We start from the raw sequence: 15611 nt of genomic DNA on the forward strand, positions 1-15611 counted from the left end.
AATTCCACCATTTGAAACGAAAGACCGAAGACATGAAATTTCAGAACATTCTCACCGCCCATCCCTTCGAGGGATTCCACAATACGATCCAGCAGTTTAGGGCCGACCACGCAGAGCGGCGCAGGGCAAGAGCCGTCTACGACCGGACATGGCGCGAGCTTTCGGCAATGTCCGGTCGGGACCGAGCGGAGATCGGCATCCACAGTTCCGACATTCCCCGGATTGCCTCTGAAGCCGCCGTAATGAGCCGCAAGACATCGTAGCTTTTCGAAGGTTGCGGCGGCTGCCAATCTGCACCGCAGATACCCGATACCCGTCCTATGGCATGCTTTGAGGATCGACCCTTTGGCACATGAGATGCCTGGATGAATGTCTTCAATGTCGAATCAGACCACCGCACCACCGAAAGGGCTCTGTTCGCGGCCTACGATGGCGAAGAGCATGACAATGCTTTCATAAGCGGCCTGATGATGCGTTTCCGCAGGTCCACGAACCTCACCAGTTTGCGACGTCGTGAGCGCCGGTTCACAGCCGTCCGCTGCGCAGACATACCACTTTGAACGGTCCGCACGGGAAGCAAGACATTGACGCTCGGCAACGGCATCCTAACTTAGGTTAGGATGCAATTACGGAAGTCGACCCAGATTATGGACAGCAACACGCGGCCGGCCGTCCTGATCGTGGAGGACGAGCCCCTCATCCGCATGGATGCTGTCGACATGATCACAGAGGCAGGCTTTCGGACCTATGAGGCGGCATCGGCTGATGAGGCCATCGCGCTCATGGACAAGCATCTCGACATCGGCATCCTGTTTACGGACATCGATATGCCGGGCACGATGGATGGAGTGAAACTGGCGGCCTATGTGCGCGACAGGTGGCCTCCGGTCGTGATCATCATCGCTTCTGGTGCGGTAGGATTGGACAGGGCGACGTTTCCGGACGGAGCATCGTTCTTTCCAAAACCTTACACGGCCCGTCAGATCACAGCCAGCTTGCACGAAATCTCTCGGCAGTTTGGGTAAGGCCACGCGTCTGACCAGCGGCAGGTCGACTCAAATCCTGGAAAGTTCGCCGTTCGGGATCGCCAGGCTGTGCCGGGTACCGTGCTGGTCGCTGGTTTGGGTCAAGACGCCACCCAACTGCTGGACAAAGGCTTCTACCAGCTTCTGACCCAGCCCCGAGTCCACACGCGCAGTCTTGTCGATGCCGGACCCATCATCCCAGAACGTGATTTCGATGCCATCAGGGGTCTTGGCAAGACCCAACCCGAGTTTGCCGGTGTCGCGTCCATTGTAGGCGTACTTCAGGCTGTTCGTGACCAGTTCGTTGGTGATCAAACCCAGAGGCACCGCTGTCCGTGTCGAAAGCTGAATGTCGCTGACCGACAGGTCGAGCGAAATTGCTCCCGGCGATGCTTCCATGGCTGCGACGGCATCGCGCATGATCGCATTCAGATAGTCATCCGCCTCCACGCAATCGACGGCCCCTGTCCGGGACAGGACACGATAAAGAGTTCCGATGGCCTCGATGCGGGTTCGCAGTCGTGTGAACGCCGCCCGGCACGCCACGTCGGTCTGTGCACGGCCTTCCATTGAAATCACAGAACCGATCATCGACATCGAATTCATCACGCGGTGGTTCAGCTCTTCGAGGAGTCGGGTGGATTGTGCCAGAGCCTTGTCACGCTCGGTTTCCAAAAGGCGCCGCGCGGTTACGTCTTCGATCGCCAGCAGGATTCGCCTCGCGTTATCACCTGCCCGGACCGTCTTGCGCACATTCAGACGCATCACCTTGCGTCCAATGAGTTCGAAGTGATGGTCGACTTCGAGATTTTCGAGTGTCACGTCCTGTGTAACGACGGCTCTTATCGGCTCCAGCAGGGCAGGGATGTTCCATCGGCCGTCACCCATATCGGCAAGAGATCGCCCCACCGTCCCCATTCGGTCGACCTGAAACATCGTCAGAAATTTGTCGCTGGCATATGCGATTGTCAGGTCTTCAGTCAGAACGAGAAGCCCCTCGCGGAAGGTTGCAACAATGTCGGACAGGTCCATCGCCGTCAGGGCTACCGATGAAATGTCGTCCATTGCTTTCATCTTTCGCGCAAAGGGTCCTTAAACCCAAATTGGTGAGAACAATGCCGTCTTCGAGGACAACCTCGGTTCTGGCCGCGAATACTTAGTCTTTGGAAATGATCACGATGACGGATTCGCCAACGTTCTGGGTCACCTTGATATCGCTGGCCCTCTGGTTCCCGTCGTGGATACTGATGGGGCAATTCGGGCGGCAGGACTGTCGATGCCGTACTCTTTCTAAGCCAGCACAGGGCGCGTTGAACGAAACCCCTAAGATTGAAAATCCAGTCGAGCCCGCGTCACATCACGGTCTGCGCACAGCGTTACCGCCGGCAATGATGCCCTTGATCATCAGAGCGACCTGCTCGTGCATTTCCTTGGCGTTGTCCAATCCGGCAGCATTGTCATGGGCATTTGCGGCGTCTTGCAGAATGCCCACAAATTCCTTTTCCGGAAGAATATTGTGATCATTCAACGCCAGCATGAGGGCTTCGCAAATTGAAAGCGCCGCGATGCCGGAGTATCTCTCCTGATCAAGGACCTTGGGCTCGTCTTTCATCTGGGGATCGTCCTTCAGTGCATGAGGTCTTCGGGATACAGGAAGCATCCTGAACGACTTCCATACTCTGGCATGAACGAATGTCCGCCCGACTGATCGATGTTAGGGCGGAAGGCCATTTTTCGGCCTAGTAATAGTAACGGCCGGAGACATGCATGCACGCCATCGAGACCAGTCCTCTCACGAAAAAGCTGGCAGCATTCGTTGCCTTGTCTGATGGTGACCTTGCCGTTCTCGCGCGACTGCACAAGAGGCGTCGATCCTTCCTCGCCGGGCGCGATCTGGTTCACGAAGGGCAGACCAAGCAGTCCGCCTATGTTCTGGCCGCGGGCTGGGTGTGTTCCTACAAGCTGCAACCTCACGGCAAACGCCAGATCATCGATTTTCAGATACCGGGTGATTTCCTGGGGCTGCGCAGCATCCTGCTGCGCACATCCGACCACAGCTTCGAGCCGATTGTCGACATCCAAGCCATCGAAGTGCCCAAAGGCGATCTGCTCGACGCCTTCTCCGAGACCCCAAGACTGGCCACGGCCATACTGTGGGCCGCCTCGCGTGACGAAGCGATGGTCGTCGAACATCTGGTTCGGCTTGGCAGCCGTGACGCTGACAAGCGTCTCGCTCATTTCCTGTTGGAGCTCTTTTCGCGACTAACGCTTGTCGGCATGGCGGACAGTTCGGGGTACGCCTGTCCGCTGTCGCAATATCACCTTGCAGATGCGTTGGGGCGTAAACATTCGCCGGGGGCCGTCTGGCTGCTTGTGGGTGTGATTGTTTATCGAGTGTTCTTATGGACGCACACGAGAACACCCCCCGCATTCAAGTTTTATCAGTCTCTGATACTGGGCGGCGTCGCCGCTGGACAGATGACGAGAAGGTCCGGATCGTTGAGGAAAGCCTTGTCAATGGCGTGACCTTGGCCGAGGTCGCGCGGCGCCATGACGTTTCGCGGTCCCAGCTTTACGATTGGCGCTATCGTTGTCGGCATGGTTTGCTGAGTTCTGGCCCGAAGTTTTTGCGTGTTTTTAACATCGACGAAGCTCCAGGTGGGCCTGATCCTGATAATATGCCGGCTCCGCCGGCACCTGTGATGACTGTCGATTTTGGCGCGCGCTGTCGTGTGTCGATCCCGTCCGACTTTGACATGGAGGCTGCAGCGCGTTTGCTCAACAGTCTGTCGGTGGGGCGATGATCGCGTTTCCGGCGGGCACGAACGTGTGGATCGCGGGTGGCGTGACGGACATGCGGCGCGGGATGAATACCTTGGCGTTGTCGGTCCAGCAGGGCCTTGGACGTGATCCGCATACCGGTGAGATCTTCTGCTTCCGGGGGCGAAAAGGCGATCTGGTTAAACTGCTCTGGCATGACGGTGTCGGCATGTCGTTGTATCTGAAGCGGCTTGAGGCGGGGAAGTTCATCTGGCCGGTCAGCCAGGATGGGACGGCTGTTTCGATATCCGCCGCCCAGCTCGGCTATCTTCTGGAAGGGATCGACTGGAGAAACCCACGCTGGACGCAGAGGCCCAAAACGGCTGGGTAAATTACGGTGAAACGCCTGTTTTTATTGGCGCTTCATGCTGTCTGTGGTAAATATTTGCCATGTCAGATGCCGCTTCCGAAATCGCCAGATTGAGTGCCGCCCTTGCCGCGCAGACAGCCCGCGCGCACGCGGCGGAGGTCGAACTGGCACAGGCCCGCGCCCTGGCCTCTTGCACGCAAGCAATGATCCGGGAATTGAAGCTGGAGATCGCAAAGTTGCGGCGCGATAAATACGGCATCTCTTCCGAGCGTCGCGCGCGGCTGATCGATCAGCTGGAATTGCAGCTTGAGGAATTGGAAGCAGCTGCCACCGAGGATGCGTTGGCGGCTGAACAAGCCGCAGCGCAGGACAAGGCCAGCACCGTGCGCGCCTTCACGCGGCGCAAGCCGGTGCGCAAACCCTTTCCCGAGCATCTGCCGCGCGAGCGTGTGGTGGTTGAGGCGCCGACCAACTGCACCTGCTGCGGCTCGGACCGCATCGTGAAGATGGGTGAAGACATTACCGACACGCTGGAAGTTATTCCGCGGCAGTGGAAGGTGATCCAGACCGTCCGCGAAAAGTTCACTTGTCGGTCATGCGAGAAGATCAGCCAGCCGCCAGCGCCTTTCCACGCCATTCCGCGCGGTTGGGCCGGGCCGCAGCTGATCGCCATGATTGCTTTCGACAAGTATGGACAGCACCAACCACTGAACCGCCAATCCGATCGGATTGCGCGGGAAGGTGTCGATCTCAGCCTGTCTACCCTGGCTGATCTGATCGGTCATGCCTGTATAGCACTGGCCCCCATTCATGCGCTGATCGCGCGCCACGTGCTGGACGGTGGCCGTTTGCATGGTGACGACACGACCGTGCCGCTTCTGGCGCGCGGCGGCACCAAGACTGCGCGGCTCTGGACCTATGTGCGCGATGACCGACCATGGGATGGGGGTGCGCCGCCTGCCGCGCTCTTCCACTTCTCAACAGATCGTCGCAAGGAACACCCGACACGGCATTTGGCCGGGTGGCATGGTGTGCTGCAATCGGACGTCTATGGCGGCTACAATGACCTGTATCTGGCAGATCGTAGTCCGGGCCCGGTGCGCTCTGCGCTGTGTTGGAGCCATGCCAGACGCAAGTTATTCGAGCTGGCCGACATCAAGTCCATCGCCCGTAAGGGCAAAAAGGTGGCAGAAGAAATCTCGCCCATCGCGCTGGACGCTGTGACCCGGATCGATGCCATCTTCGCTGTCGAGCGCGAGATCACCGGCCTGTCAGCTGCAGCGCGTCATGAAGTCCGGCGCCAGCGGGTCGCGCCGCTGGTCAAGGATCTTTATGACTGGATGCTGGCCGAGCGGGCGCGGATGTCAAAGCACAACCCTGTCGCCAAGGCGATCAATTACATGCTCGACGGGACAGGTCGCTGGGAGGCCTTCACCGCATTCCTTGATGACGGGCGCCTCTGCCTGACGAACAATGCCGCCGAACGCGCTCTGCGCGGTATCGCATTGGGCAGAAAGTCATGGCTTTTTGCAGGGTCAGAGCGCGGTGGCGACAGGGCGGCCTTCATGTATACCCTCATCGTCACGGCAAAGATGAATGATATCGATCCGCAGGCATGGATGGCCGATGTGCTCGCGCGCCTGCCGGATTTGCCCGTGTCACGGCTGCCAGAGCTGCTGCCATGGCACTGGAAGTCAGCAACGCAAATGGGGAGGATTGCTGCATGATACCGGTCGCGCGCCTCAAGGTCACATTATCCGATGTCGCACCTCAGGTGCTCCGGCGCTTCGATGTGCCCCTCAAGATCAAGCTGAACCGCCTACATGATGTGATCCAAGCCGCCATGGGATGGACCGACAGCCATCTCTATGAGTTCCGGGCCGGCGGAGTCGGCTGGGGCGTGCCAGATCCTGAATACGACTACGATGATCCGCTGCCCGCCAGCAAAACAAGCTTGCTCGATGTGCTCGAAGATGTCGGCACCAAAACCATTCATTACGTCTATGACTTCGGCGACAACTGGCACCATGTGGTCAAGGTCGAGAAGATCGATGACGCCATCCCGGGCGCCGCATATCCGCGCCTTGTCAGGGCTATCGGTGCTTGTCCCCCGGAAGATGTCGGTGGCGTGCCCGGTTATGCTGAATTCCTTGATGCAATGACCGATCCCAAGCACGAGGAACACGACCGGATGCTGGAATGGTATGGCGGACAGTTCGACCCAGATGAGGCAGAGATCGGCCGCATCCTCGACAACTTTGAGCGCCTCGCCAAAAAATGGGCACCAAAGCCACGCAAACCAAAAGCGGTTCCGAAGCCCGTCTGATAGGGCACAGCGGCGGCCTTCGGCGGATGCTTACGTTGGGGCTGACATCCGTTCATGTCAATCGGACTCTGCGCAAACTAAGAGAAGCCGGTCTTGTCACGATGAGGGAGGGTCGGGTCGAAATCATGGACCTCGACGGGTTGGTGAAACTGGCAGAATTCGATCCGGCCTACCTGGATCAGACCGGTCCGCTGCTCATGTGACGGCGTCCCGGATCTTATGCCGCAATCTGCAGTCCAGGCCGATCTGGTCAGAAAACATCTTGGTGGAGTTCGACACCCCGTCATTCCTATATCGCGATCGTGAAAGACCTTGTCGATGTCATCACGGCCGGCTGCGATGGCGGCGTGCGCGGTGACGGTATCCTCGAACCGCATATGATTTTTGTCTCCGTCTGGCTCAAGACACAGAAGGTCGCCCTTTCTGCGGCCATCGGGCACTGGTTGAGTAAATGACGTCGCAAAAGTGGACGAAATTAATCCATCCAAAACTGATCGAAATCAGCCTGGGCTGCCATCATTGGCATAGTCCGGAGGAAATCTCGCGCAGCAGGATATCCCATGACCATGTACACAGATACGAATAATCGCCTCACGGCGCTGCCACACTTCGGGACCGACCCCGGGTCGTTGAGCGCCGACATCTATGTTCCAAAGAACTTCCCCAAAAACGGCCCGCTTGTCGTCGTGCTGCATGGCAGCACCCAGTCACCAGCTGACTACGATCTCGGATCAGGCTGGTCGATGCTCGCCGATGAATGCGGGATCGCGCTCCTGTTTCCGGGGCAGCGACTGATCAACAACATGATCGGCAGCTTCAACTGGTTCAAGACCGGCGACAGCCAGCGTGGGGAAGGAGAGCCGCTGTCCATTCGTCAGATGATCAAACAGGTCGTCGACGATCATGCCATCGACCCGTCGCGCGTTTTCATCACCGGCATGTCCTCTGGCGGTGCCATGACATCCGTTATGCTTGCGACCTATCCAGAGGTCTTTGCCGGTGGGGCGATCATCGCCGGGCTGGCTTACGGAAGCGCGAGCAACATGATCGAGGCGGTTATGCGCATGAATGGCATTGGAAGCCCGTCGGACAATCGCCTCGACGCGCTTGTCCAAGACGCGTCGGACTTCGACGGACCCTGGCCCACGATCTCGGTCTGGCAAGGCGGCAGCGATACGACTGTCGCCAGTTCGAACGCCGGGTCCATCGTTGCGCAATGGCAGAAGATCCACGATGTCGAAGGCGAACCTACACGGGTGGAGACGGTCGATGGTTTTCCCCGCAAAGTCTGGTGCGCCGCGGACGGGCGCGTGATGATCGAAGAATATATCATCGAGGCCATGGGCCACGGCACACCGATTGGCGCAGAAGGCGACAAAGGCCTCGGAGAAGCAGGCGATTACATGCTGGAAGTCGGCATCTCTTCGACCCGCCACATCGCGAATTTCTGGGGTTTGACGCAGGCCGATGCCGCAATTGCGGATGAACCGAAAACCGCAGCATAAGGCGGGTCGGAATGTCAGGGCGATGCACCGTCCAGCGTCGGTCAACGGGTTAGTCTCGTCGATTGGCTGCGCATCGTTGACATGGTGGCCAGCCTGATCTTTTCCATTACCATGCTGTCGTTGCAGCTTGCGTCCTCCCAGTTCGGGCCGCGGGTTCTGGAAAACTTCATGCGCGACCGCAGCAACCAGATCGTGCTGGGCACTTTTGTGGCGACGTTCCTCTATTGTCTGGTCGTACTGCGTGCGGTGCGGGGAACGGCTGACTCCAGTTTCGTGCCGCACCTGACTGCGGCATTTGCGGTCGTTCTCGCGGCGGTTGGTGTCGCGGTGCTTATCTACTTCATCCATCATATCGCCACCTCAATCCGCATCGAAACGTTGCTCGCTCAACTGGCCGACGACGGGTGTATTGCCGTTGACCGGCTCTTTCCGGAACGGCTTGGGCACTGCCCGGCGCGCGACAAGGACAAGCCTGCGGCGCAACGGCTGCCAAACGACTTTGATGCGGGGTCCAGACAGGTCCGTGCCGATGGGAGCGGGTATGTGCAGAATGTCAGCATGGACGCGCTCATGCGGATTGCCAAGAAACATGAACTTGTCTTGCGGATCGAGACCCCGCCAGGTCGTTTTGTGGCCAAAGACGGTTGCATGATCACAGCCTATCCGCGTGATCGGGTGTCGGACGGGATCGCCGACAGCCTGGGTGGCGCAATTGTCATCGGGCGGGATCGATCAGTCCATCAGGACCTCGAGTTTGCGATCCGGCGTATTGTCGAACTGGCCCAGCGATCCTTGTCGCCCGGCATAAATGACCCCACGACAGCACTCTACTGCATTGACCGACTTGGAGAAGTGTTCGGCCGATTGTCTGGCCGGGATATCCCATCGCCAGACCGCTACGACGATAAAGGACAGTTGCGTTTCCTGACTGAAGTCATCGTCATCGCTGATCTGGCATGTAATGCCTTCTCGGCAATCGCACGCTACGCGATGTCCGACGTCAATGTGGTGAAGCGGCTGGTCAACACGATGGACAAGTTGAGCCAGTCATTCCCGCCCGCAGCACGTGAAGCCATAATGACGTTAAATGAACAGGTGCTTATCGCCAGCGAGCAGAGCACTTCTCTGAGTTTTGATCGGGACGTGCTTCAGGACCTGCTCGCTCGACAGAGGTTCTGAAGCGGGGGGCCTGATGACTTTCGAACGCCTCCTGACGCCGAGCATGTCAATTCTTTACGGGCCAGGCCGTCTCAACCCCGACTGGTGCGCCATGCAGGCCGGAGCGACCTCGCTTTGAACCCGTTTCACGTCATGGCCGCGGCACCGAATTGCCGCCCGCGATGATGCGATTGATCCAAGGGTGAGGGTAGCAGGGCCTCATACGCGTCGTGCCTCGGCGAAGGAAATGAGCTTGCGGCTGTTCTCGTCCCAGAGATGTCGTCGCGTACAGTCAAAACTTTGACGCATTGTCAGGCGTTGGGCGCTTGCGAGCACGGGATGGTCACGCAGCACCTCTGACAAGCGGTAGAACGGTATCCGGCTATAGAGGTGATGAACATGGTGAATTCCGATATTGCCCGTCAACCACCGCAGGATTGGCGGAAGGACGTAATGTGAACTGCCCTCCAAGGCAGCATCGTGCAGTTCCCAATCAGACGCCCGGTCCCAGGATGTCTCTTCGAACTGGTGCTGAACAAAGAACAGCCACACGCCGGCGGAGGCCGCGACCAGCGCTGTCGGCAGAACCGTCACCAGCACCGGGACAATTCCGGCCATCCAGACGGCCACACCGATCAGGCTTGCCAGAACTGCATTCGTTGCCATTGCGCTGAGCCAGGATGTAGCTGACCTCAGTGAGCTGCTGCCGGTTTTGTGGACACGAAGATAAGATCGTGACCATTGAACTGGAGAGTGGATATGACGAGACGGAAGTTTAGCCGCGAGTTCAAGATCGAGGCGGTAAGGCTGGTGACCGAGCGAGGCGTTGCGGTCGCTCAGGCGTGCCGGGACCTGGATCTTGCGGAGAGCGTGCTGCGTCGCTGGATGCGGGAATTGATGGGAGCGCCTGTTGCGGCGTTTCCCGGCAATGGCTTGCAACGCGCAGAATTGGCCGAGATTGCGACCCTGAAGAAAGAGGTCGCCAAGCTCAAGGCGGAGCGTGACATCCTAAAAAAGGCGGCAGCTTACTTCGCGCGGGAAGCGACATGACGTTCGCTTACGTGGCAAAGCATCGGCACATTTGGCCGGTCAGCTGGATGTGCGCGGTGCTGGGCGTCTCCCGATCCGGCTTTCATGCCTGGCTCAGAAGGCCGATAAGCGAACGCGCGGCTCAGGATGCAAAGCTCGTCCAGTCGATCGACAAGAGCTTCAAGGCCAGCGATCGCACCTATGGCGCCCGCCGGGTCTGGCGTGACGTTCTGGAAGAAGGTCTCGCATGTGGACTGCACCGGATCGAACGCTTGATGCGGCTAAATGCAATGAGAGCGCGGCCCAAACGCCGCGGGAACCCGAAGGATGACGGCGAGCGGTCGGTCATCGCCGACAACATCCTTGACCGCGACTTCACAGCAGACCGGCCGAACCAGAAGTGGCTTGCCGACTTCACCTACATCTGGACCGCAGAGGGCTGGCTCTACGTGGCGGTCGTGCTGGACCTGTTCTCCAGGGTTCGCCATTGTGCTTGAACCAATGGCGCATCAATGGCTCACCGTCGGCTGGTCCATGAAGGCGGAACGGGATGCTTCACTGGTCATGGATGCGCTGATCCCTCTCATGGTTTGCCAGTCATTCCACCGGAATGACCTGCAAACCACTGCCGGGCAGCGGATGGCCGTCTGGCGGCGCGGAAAGGCTGACGCGCTGCTCCATCACTCAGACCAAGGATCGCAATATACCAGTGAGCAGTTTCAGCGCCTGCTGCTGGACAACGGCATCATTTGCCGGGTGAGCCGTGCGGGCAATGTGTGGGACAACTCAGCAATGGAGAGCTTCTTCTCGTCGCTGAAGATCGAACGGACAGCCCGCAAGGTCTACCGCACCCGTGACGCGGCACGCGCCGACGTGTTCGACTACATCGAGCGCTTTTACAATCCGAGGCGACGGCATTCGAAGCTGGGCTATCTCAGCCCTATGGCGTTCGAGGACCGAGCTATGCAAACCTAACCCGGTGTCCACGAAACCGGCAGCAGCTCACAGAGTTCCGCGACGGTCGCAGCCACCTTCAGACCGCCGCATGATTAGGCGTCACCAACCTTTGCCCATATCTCCTGCGGTAAGTTGGATCCTGAGAAGCGGCAGCTTTGAATAAAATTTAGTCCGTTCAACCCGAACGATATAGGCATGAAGATCAGCCGCAATTTGCTACACAGTGTGAAAGAATATTACATAATTTCACTTATACGTTATGTCAGCAATGTTGACATACCTTGTCTTTCTGCTGTCTTTCTGCTGTCTTTCGCTTGGTCAGCGCTGTGCCGGAAGGTTGCATTAGCTTTCGTCGATAATTTGGAGGATAGCGTTTCGTCGCGATTGCACGAGAATGTCGAGGACGTCCCCTTCCGCGTCGATGGCACGCCACAGCCAATGTTTCTTCCCTCGAATCGAGATAACGGCCTCAGCCAGATGCCATTTGTCGTTGGAGCGAGGACGATTGCGCCGGACGCAATTTACGAAATGTGGACCAAAGCGATTGACCCACAACCGGATCGCTTCCCGGCTGACAATCACACCGCGCTCGGCCAGCAGGTCTTCGACGTCGGCCGTGCTCATTGCGAAGCGATGGCAAGCCCAAACAGCGTAGGCGATGATTTCCCGAGGGAACCTAAAGCCCTTCAGGCGCAGCATACTGGTTAGGACTTTCATGATGTAGAAATAGCCCGATCATGCCGGTTGAACAACTTGGCAATGCCCTTCCGCGTCATAGCCAACGAGAACTTTCGGGTTTTGAAGTAAGAGCAGTATAACCTGCCAAAGCTCCCCGGACGACAAGAAGCCCTCAGGCGCCGTTATCGTCGGCCGCTACGCACTCAGAAGGACCCTCAGGGCCGCCGCGGTGCGCAAGCCAGGGGCAGACGGTTTACCGTCTGCATACCCTGTTATCGGACAGGTGGGCCATTTGGACGCAATGAATGCGAACCGCGGCACCAAATGGAAAGGCATCGCTGCAACTGGTTTGGCAACGGCACTTTGACCAAGGCAAGCGACAGATGATGGACATGGGGCGGCTATCAGTATTTCGCCACGATGTTCAGGAACAGTCCCTGGTTGTCAAATGTGAGGTCCGTCAGGTCGTCGGAGAACCGGCTAAAGTTATAGCCCGCCCCGACTTGCAGATTGGCGTTGATCTGTTTGAACGCGGCGACCAAAGCACCCGTCTCGGTGACATCAGCCGTGGTCAACGCCAAGTGGCGCACCTCTGCCATCATGTCCCAGTCGTTCGCTAGATGATAGCGGGCGCCAACCACCGCCAGAACGGCGTCGTTGCGCGCAAAGGTGGAGTCGCGGTCCGCAGCGGTTTCAGCGCTGCGATAGCCGATCTTGCCGTTCAGCGTCCAGAACCGATCCAGGTCGTAGGACGCATCGACGCTGACCACGTGGCTGCGCTGAACCGGACCCAGATCGTCCGTGCCGTCCAGCCGCTGGCCGACCTGATCGTCAAGGTAACGGTAGCGCGCCAGCATGTTAAAGCGGTCGTTCTCGACCGGGCGCAGGGCATATCCCAGCGAGACGTCGGTGTAGTCGCCGTCGCGGAACGCGGTCTCGTCGCTGCGCGACCGCAGGCTGTCGGCGCTGAACAGGATGCGCTGGGTCTCGTCGATCTTGTAGGCCAGGTCGACGGAGGCCAGCACCGTGTCGTTGTCCAGTGGCGCGTCCGACAGAGTGCCGGTTTCCGTGCGGTATTCGATCCGTCCCTTGGCCGTCAGGTCCTCGGTCGCGTAGGCTACCCCGAGCGAGATCGCCTGCCGGTCGAAGTCGTCCGACGCGCTCTCCTGCACCTGCCCCAGCTCATAGGCGAGGGTCGTCGTCAACGCCGCGTTCGGGCGGTAGGTCACGCCGTAGGCCGATGTCAGCGAGTCGCGCTGGCCGAACATGTCGTAGGTGTTCTCGCCGAAGACCGAGACGGTCTCGGACAGGGTCCGCCGGCCGCCCACAACGACGCGGCCCCGGTCGCGGCCGATCAGGTCCACGCCGTTCAAGTCCCTGCCGGGATCGAGGGTGTAGCCGATGTACTGTGTATCGCCCGCCGCATCGGTGCGCACCGCCAGCACGCGCGCGCCGGGACCCTGATTCCCGTCCGAGACCTCGCCCTCGAGCACCCAGCCGGTGCCCGTGTCGTAGGTCAGCCCAGTCCCCACGCGATCGTCGCGGTCAAGGCCGTCGCGGTTCACCGTCGTCTGGCCGAAGACGTAGACCGACAACTGGTCGTCCAAAGCGTAGGTCAGGCGGGCCGCGACATCGGTGCGATTGCCGGTCTCGTCGGCGTCGTCCCGGTCGATGCGAGCGGCCGCCAGCGTGTAGGAAAGGCGCTCCGTCAGCTGGCCGGCCAGTTCCGCCTCGCCCTCCAAGTCCTCGTCGCCGGCCGCGTTGGTGTAGCTGTCGTAGGTCAGCTTCAGCGTAGTCGTCTCGGACAGGCTCACCTCGGCGAAGACGCCCCACAGCTCCTCGTCCCCCGTCGTCGCGGTGACCTGCGTGTCGAGCGAGGAGAAGCCTGCGTCGCGATGTTCGGCGTAGCCGCCGACGACGCCGTCGCGCCCAAGGCCCAGGTCGGCCAGATCGGCGCGCCCCTCAACGCGCAGGGACTGGCCCTGCCCGCTAGCGGCGTCCTGGGTCTGGCTGTCGAGGCCGCCGTTGTAGGACAGCAGAGTGTCGATGCCGCGGCCCTCGCTGCGGGCGGCATCGATGCGCAGGTAGGTGCGCTCTGTCGGGGCGAACAGGATGTCGCCGCCGACCAGCTGGTGATCGCGCAGGCCAGTGTCGTCACGGGTAGCCGCGACGCCAAGGCGCAGCTGCGGCGTGACCCAGCCTTCGACCCGGCCGCCGGTGGCATAGCCGCCCACGTCGCCCGCGACGGGGGTGTATTCGTACTGCGCGACAAGGACCACGTCGTCGCGCCGCGCCCCGGTGGAGGAGATCAGGCCGTCGCCGGTGGTACCGAACAGCGGCCGCGACAAGGTGACGATCCCCTGGATATAGTTGATCTGGTAGTCGACGCCGGGCACCAGCGCCTGGCTGTCGATAATGCGGTCAGACTGCGGATCGCGGACCTGCACGAAGATCTGCTCGGTGCCGCGGGCGATGTCCTGCTGGCGCAGGAAGTAGACCGACCCGCCGGTGCCGACGAAGGCCTCGCGCTGCGGAATCCGGTCGGGCTGTGCGGCATGCACGGTCGCTTGCCGGATCGGCGTGCCATAGGTCGTCTGGACGCGCGATTCCACATGCGCCTGCGCGCCGTAGAGCGTGCGATCGTTGCGCACGAAGGCATTGTCGCCCAGCGACGCCACGAAGTCGCCGAACTGGACGAAGTTCCCTTCGCGCGCGATGCGCACATAAATCTTGCCAGAGGTGGGCGTCAGGTCGACGATCTTGGAGTCGTCGCCGAATGTCGGATAATAGTCGTCCGGATCGACGCGCAGCAGCAGCTGGCGCGGATCCTTCTCGTCAAGGTCGCCGATCAGGTCGCGGAGTGGCCCCTCGCCGCTGTCGACCGAGGCCGTGACCTCGTAGCCAGTGGCGGTGCGCCCGTTCACGAAACCCGCGATGCGCCCGGTGGCATAGGTGTCAGAGCTGTCGTCGCGCCCGTCCGTGCGCAGGCCGAAGGTCAGGTCCGCCGTTCCGACTGCGAACCAGTCGGCCGCGGGGATGGTCACATCGCGCACGAGGCCGGTGGCCTGCCCCGGCCCCGCCACGCGCACGTCGACCGCATAGGTGCCCTGCGGCAGGATCCGCTGAATCACGAAGCGGCCCGCGGGATCGGGGCGCAGGGTCTCACCCAGCGCCTGCACCCGTGCCCCCGGCACGACATTCGCTCCCGAGACGGTAACCGCCCCGCCAAAGACCGGAATGCCCCGCCGGCGCACGGTATCGCGGCCTTCCTCGACGCCCGAGACGCTGCCCATCGGCAAGGCCGCGCCAAGGGCCTGGGCCGCGGTCTCGTCGTAGCGACCGGCGGCATCGTAAACCCTGTGGACGACCATCAGGTCGCCATCCTGCGGCAGATCGACGGTCACGGTGCCGTTCGGATCGACCGGCACCACCGAAACCACCCGCGGCCCGCCGAGGGCGGCAGGGTCGATGATCCGCATCTCGCCCCGGTTGACGTAGGCCGGGTAGTTCAGCGCCGATTGCAGGACGACCGATCCCTCGGCCGCGCCCGGCGACTGTTCAAGATCGAGGCGCGGTTCAGCCCCGAGCCCGTCGAATGTGACGCGGATGTCGGCCGCGGCCAAGGCCACATCGACCTTGCGCACCTGCTGGGCCACGGCTTTGTCGCCCGCCACAGGCGCCCCGTTCAGCGAGATCGCAAAGCCAGCATCGGACTGCGCCAACGCCGTGCCGCCGGCCCCCGACAGGGCCGTGGCCGCCAGCAAGGCCTTCAGGACGGAAATGCCACGATTGGACTGTCGCAT

General features: G+C 60.4%; 14 protein-coding genes and 3 pseudogenes. 12 read left to right on the forward strand and 5 right to left on the reverse strand.

Translation table 11 applies throughout. The features are described from left to right. Positions 1-32 precede the first annotated feature (32 nt). Positions 33-263: a DUF1127 domain-containing protein gene (locus GLR48_RS24320; protein ID WP_237066669.1), complete on the forward strand. Its 231-nt coding sequence runs from the start codon at positions 33-35 to the stop codon at positions 261-263. Between the two features lie 384 nt (positions 264-647). Beyond that, positions 648-1025, forward strand: coding sequence for a response regulator (locus GLR48_RS24325; protein ID WP_237066671.1), 378 nt, complete (start codon positions 648-650; stop codon positions 1023-1025). Positions 1026-1055: 30 nt separating this feature from the next. Here GLR48_RS24325 and GLR48_RS24330 read toward each other — a convergent pair whose 3' ends face one another. Both GLR48_RS24330 and GLR48_RS24335 read right to left on the reverse strand, forming a co-directional pair. After that, the gene (locus GLR48_RS24330; protein ID WP_237066673.1) at positions 1056-2090 is read right to left on the reverse strand and encodes a sensor histidine kinase; all 1035 of its coding nucleotides are present in this window, start codon (positions 2088-2090) and stop codon (positions 1056-1058) included. Between the two features lie 292 nt (positions 2091-2382). Further along, a complete protein-coding gene (locus GLR48_RS24335; RefSeq protein ID WP_237066675.1) occupies positions 2383-2637 on the reverse strand; it encodes a hypothetical protein in 255 nt (84 codons plus the stop codon). Between the two features lie 155 nt (positions 2638-2792). Between GLR48_RS24335 and GLR48_RS24340 the strand changes: the two genes are divergently transcribed. From GLR48_RS24340 to GLR48_RS24375, 9 genes and pseudogenes are all read left to right on the forward strand, one after another. Beyond that, positions 2793-3551: a Crp/Fnr family transcriptional regulator gene (locus GLR48_RS24340; protein ID WP_237066677.1), complete on the forward strand. Its 759-nt coding sequence runs from the start codon at positions 2793-2795 to the stop codon at positions 3549-3551. Next, the gene (locus tag GLR48_RS26190) at positions 3521-3829 is read left to right on the forward strand and encodes a transposase (RefSeq protein ID WP_442915876.1); all 309 of its coding nucleotides are present in this window, start codon (positions 3521-3523) and stop codon (positions 3827-3829) included. Before GLR48_RS24340 ends, GLR48_RS26190 begins: the two co-directional genes overlap by 31 nt. Then, positions 3826-4176, forward strand: coding sequence for an IS66 family insertion sequence element accessory protein TnpB (gene tnpB / locus GLR48_RS24345; protein ID WP_237066679.1), 351 nt, complete (start codon positions 3826-3828; stop codon positions 4174-4176). The genes GLR48_RS26190 and tnpB overlap by 4 nt, the downstream gene beginning before the upstream one ends. 59 nt (positions 4177-4235) lie before the next feature. Further along, positions 4236-5882, forward strand: a complete 1647-nt coding sequence (gene tnpC / locus GLR48_RS24350) for an IS66 family transposase (RefSeq protein WP_237066681.1) — start codon at positions 4236-4238, stop codon at positions 5880-5882. After that, a complete protein-coding gene (locus GLR48_RS24355) occupies positions 5879-6481 on the forward strand; it encodes a plasmid pRiA4b ORF-3 family protein (protein WP_237064713.1) in 603 nt (200 codons plus the stop codon). The genes tnpC and GLR48_RS24355 overlap by 4 nt, the downstream gene beginning before the upstream one ends. Before the next feature lie 35 nt (positions 6482-6516). Next, positions 6517-6684: pseudogene (locus GLR48_RS24360) on the forward strand (helix-turn-helix domain-containing protein); the annotation flags it as partial. A gap of 99 nt (positions 6685-6783) precedes the next feature. Continuing rightward, entirely contained in the window at positions 6784-6936 is a 153-nt protein-coding gene (locus tag GLR48_RS24365; RefSeq protein ID WP_237066684.1) for a hypothetical protein, read from the forward strand. Positions 6937-7041: 105 nt separating this feature from the next. Further along, a complete protein-coding gene (locus GLR48_RS24370) occupies positions 7042-7986 on the forward strand; it encodes an extracellular catalytic domain type 1 short-chain-length polyhydroxyalkanoate depolymerase (RefSeq protein WP_237066686.1) in 945 nt (314 codons plus the stop codon). 81 nt (positions 7987-8067) lie between these two features. Beyond that, positions 8068-9165 (forward strand): DUF2254 domain-containing protein, encoded by a 1098-nt coding sequence (locus GLR48_RS24375; RefSeq protein WP_237066688.1) that lies wholly within the window; start codon positions 8068-8070, stop codon positions 9163-9165. Between the two features lie 198 nt (positions 9166-9363). Here the strand turns inward: GLR48_RS24375 and GLR48_RS25880 are convergent, their stop codons facing one another. Then, positions 9364-9810, reverse strand: coding sequence for a fatty acid desaturase (locus GLR48_RS25880; RefSeq protein ID WP_272911721.1), 447 nt, complete (start codon positions 9808-9810; stop codon positions 9364-9366). 93 nt (positions 9811-9903) lie between these two features. Between GLR48_RS25880 and GLR48_RS24385 the strand changes: the two are divergent. Beyond that, positions 9904-11148: pseudogene (locus GLR48_RS24385) on the forward strand (IS3 family transposase). Positions 11149-11499: 351 nt separating this feature from the next. Here the strand turns inward: GLR48_RS24385 and GLR48_RS24390 are convergent. Then, positions 11500-11847, reverse strand: a pseudogene (locus tag GLR48_RS24390) (IS6 family transposase); the annotation flags it as partial. 365 nt (positions 11848-12212) lie between these two features. After that, positions 12213-15611: an outer membrane beta-barrel protein gene (locus GLR48_RS24395; RefSeq protein ID WP_237066690.1), complete on the reverse strand. Its 3399-nt coding sequence runs from the start codon at positions 15609-15611 to the stop codon at positions 12213-12215.

The sequence above is a fragment of the Loktanella sp. M215 genome (assembly GCF_021735925.1).
Lineage (GTDB): Bacteria > Pseudomonadota > Alphaproteobacteria > Rhodobacterales > Rhodobacteraceae > Loktanella.

Bases quoted from the DNA above. Each gene is read 5' to 3' on its own strand.
- GLR48_RS24320 (WP_237066669.1), top strand. From the start codon at position 33: ATGAAATTTCAGAACATTCTCACCGCCCATCCCTTCGAGGGATTCCAC.
- GLR48_RS24325 (WP_237066671.1), top strand. From the start codon at position 648: ATGGACAGCAACACGCGGCCGGCCGTCCTGATCGTGGAGGACGAGCCC.
- GLR48_RS24330 (WP_237066673.1), bottom strand. From the start codon at position 2,090: ATGGACGACATTTCATCGGTAGCCCTGACGGCGATGGACCTGTCCGAC.
- GLR48_RS24335 (WP_237066675.1), bottom strand. From the start codon at position 2,637: ATGAAAGACGAGCCCAAGGTCCTTGATCAGGAGAGATACTCCGGCATC.
- GLR48_RS24340 (WP_237066677.1), top strand. From the start codon at position 2,793: ATGCACGCCATCGAGACCAGTCCTCTCACGAAAAAGCTGGCAGCATTC.
- tnpB (WP_237066679.1), top strand. From the start codon at position 3,826: ATGATCGCGTTTCCGGCGGGCACGAACGTGTGGATCGCGGGTGGCGTG.
- tnpC (WP_237066681.1), top strand. From the start codon at position 4,236: ATGTCAGATGCCGCTTCCGAAATCGCCAGATTGAGTGCCGCCCTTGCC.
- GLR48_RS24355 (WP_237064713.1), top strand. From the start codon at position 5,879: ATGATACCGGTCGCGCGCCTCAAGGTCACATTATCCGATGTCGCACCT.
- GLR48_RS24370 (WP_237066686.1), top strand. From the start codon at position 7,042: ATGACCATGTACACAGATACGAATAATCGCCTCACGGCGCTGCCACAC.
- GLR48_RS24375 (WP_237066688.1), top strand. From the start codon at position 8,068: ATGGTGGCCAGCCTGATCTTTTCCATTACCATGCTGTCGTTGCAGCTT.
- GLR48_RS25880 (WP_272911721.1), bottom strand. From the start codon at position 9,810: ATGGCAACGAATGCAGTTCTGGCAAGCCTGATCGGTGTGGCCGTCTGG.
- GLR48_RS24395 (WP_237066690.1), bottom strand. From the start codon at position 15,611: ATGCGACAGTCCAATCGTGGCATTTCCGTCCTGAAGGCCTTGCTGGCG.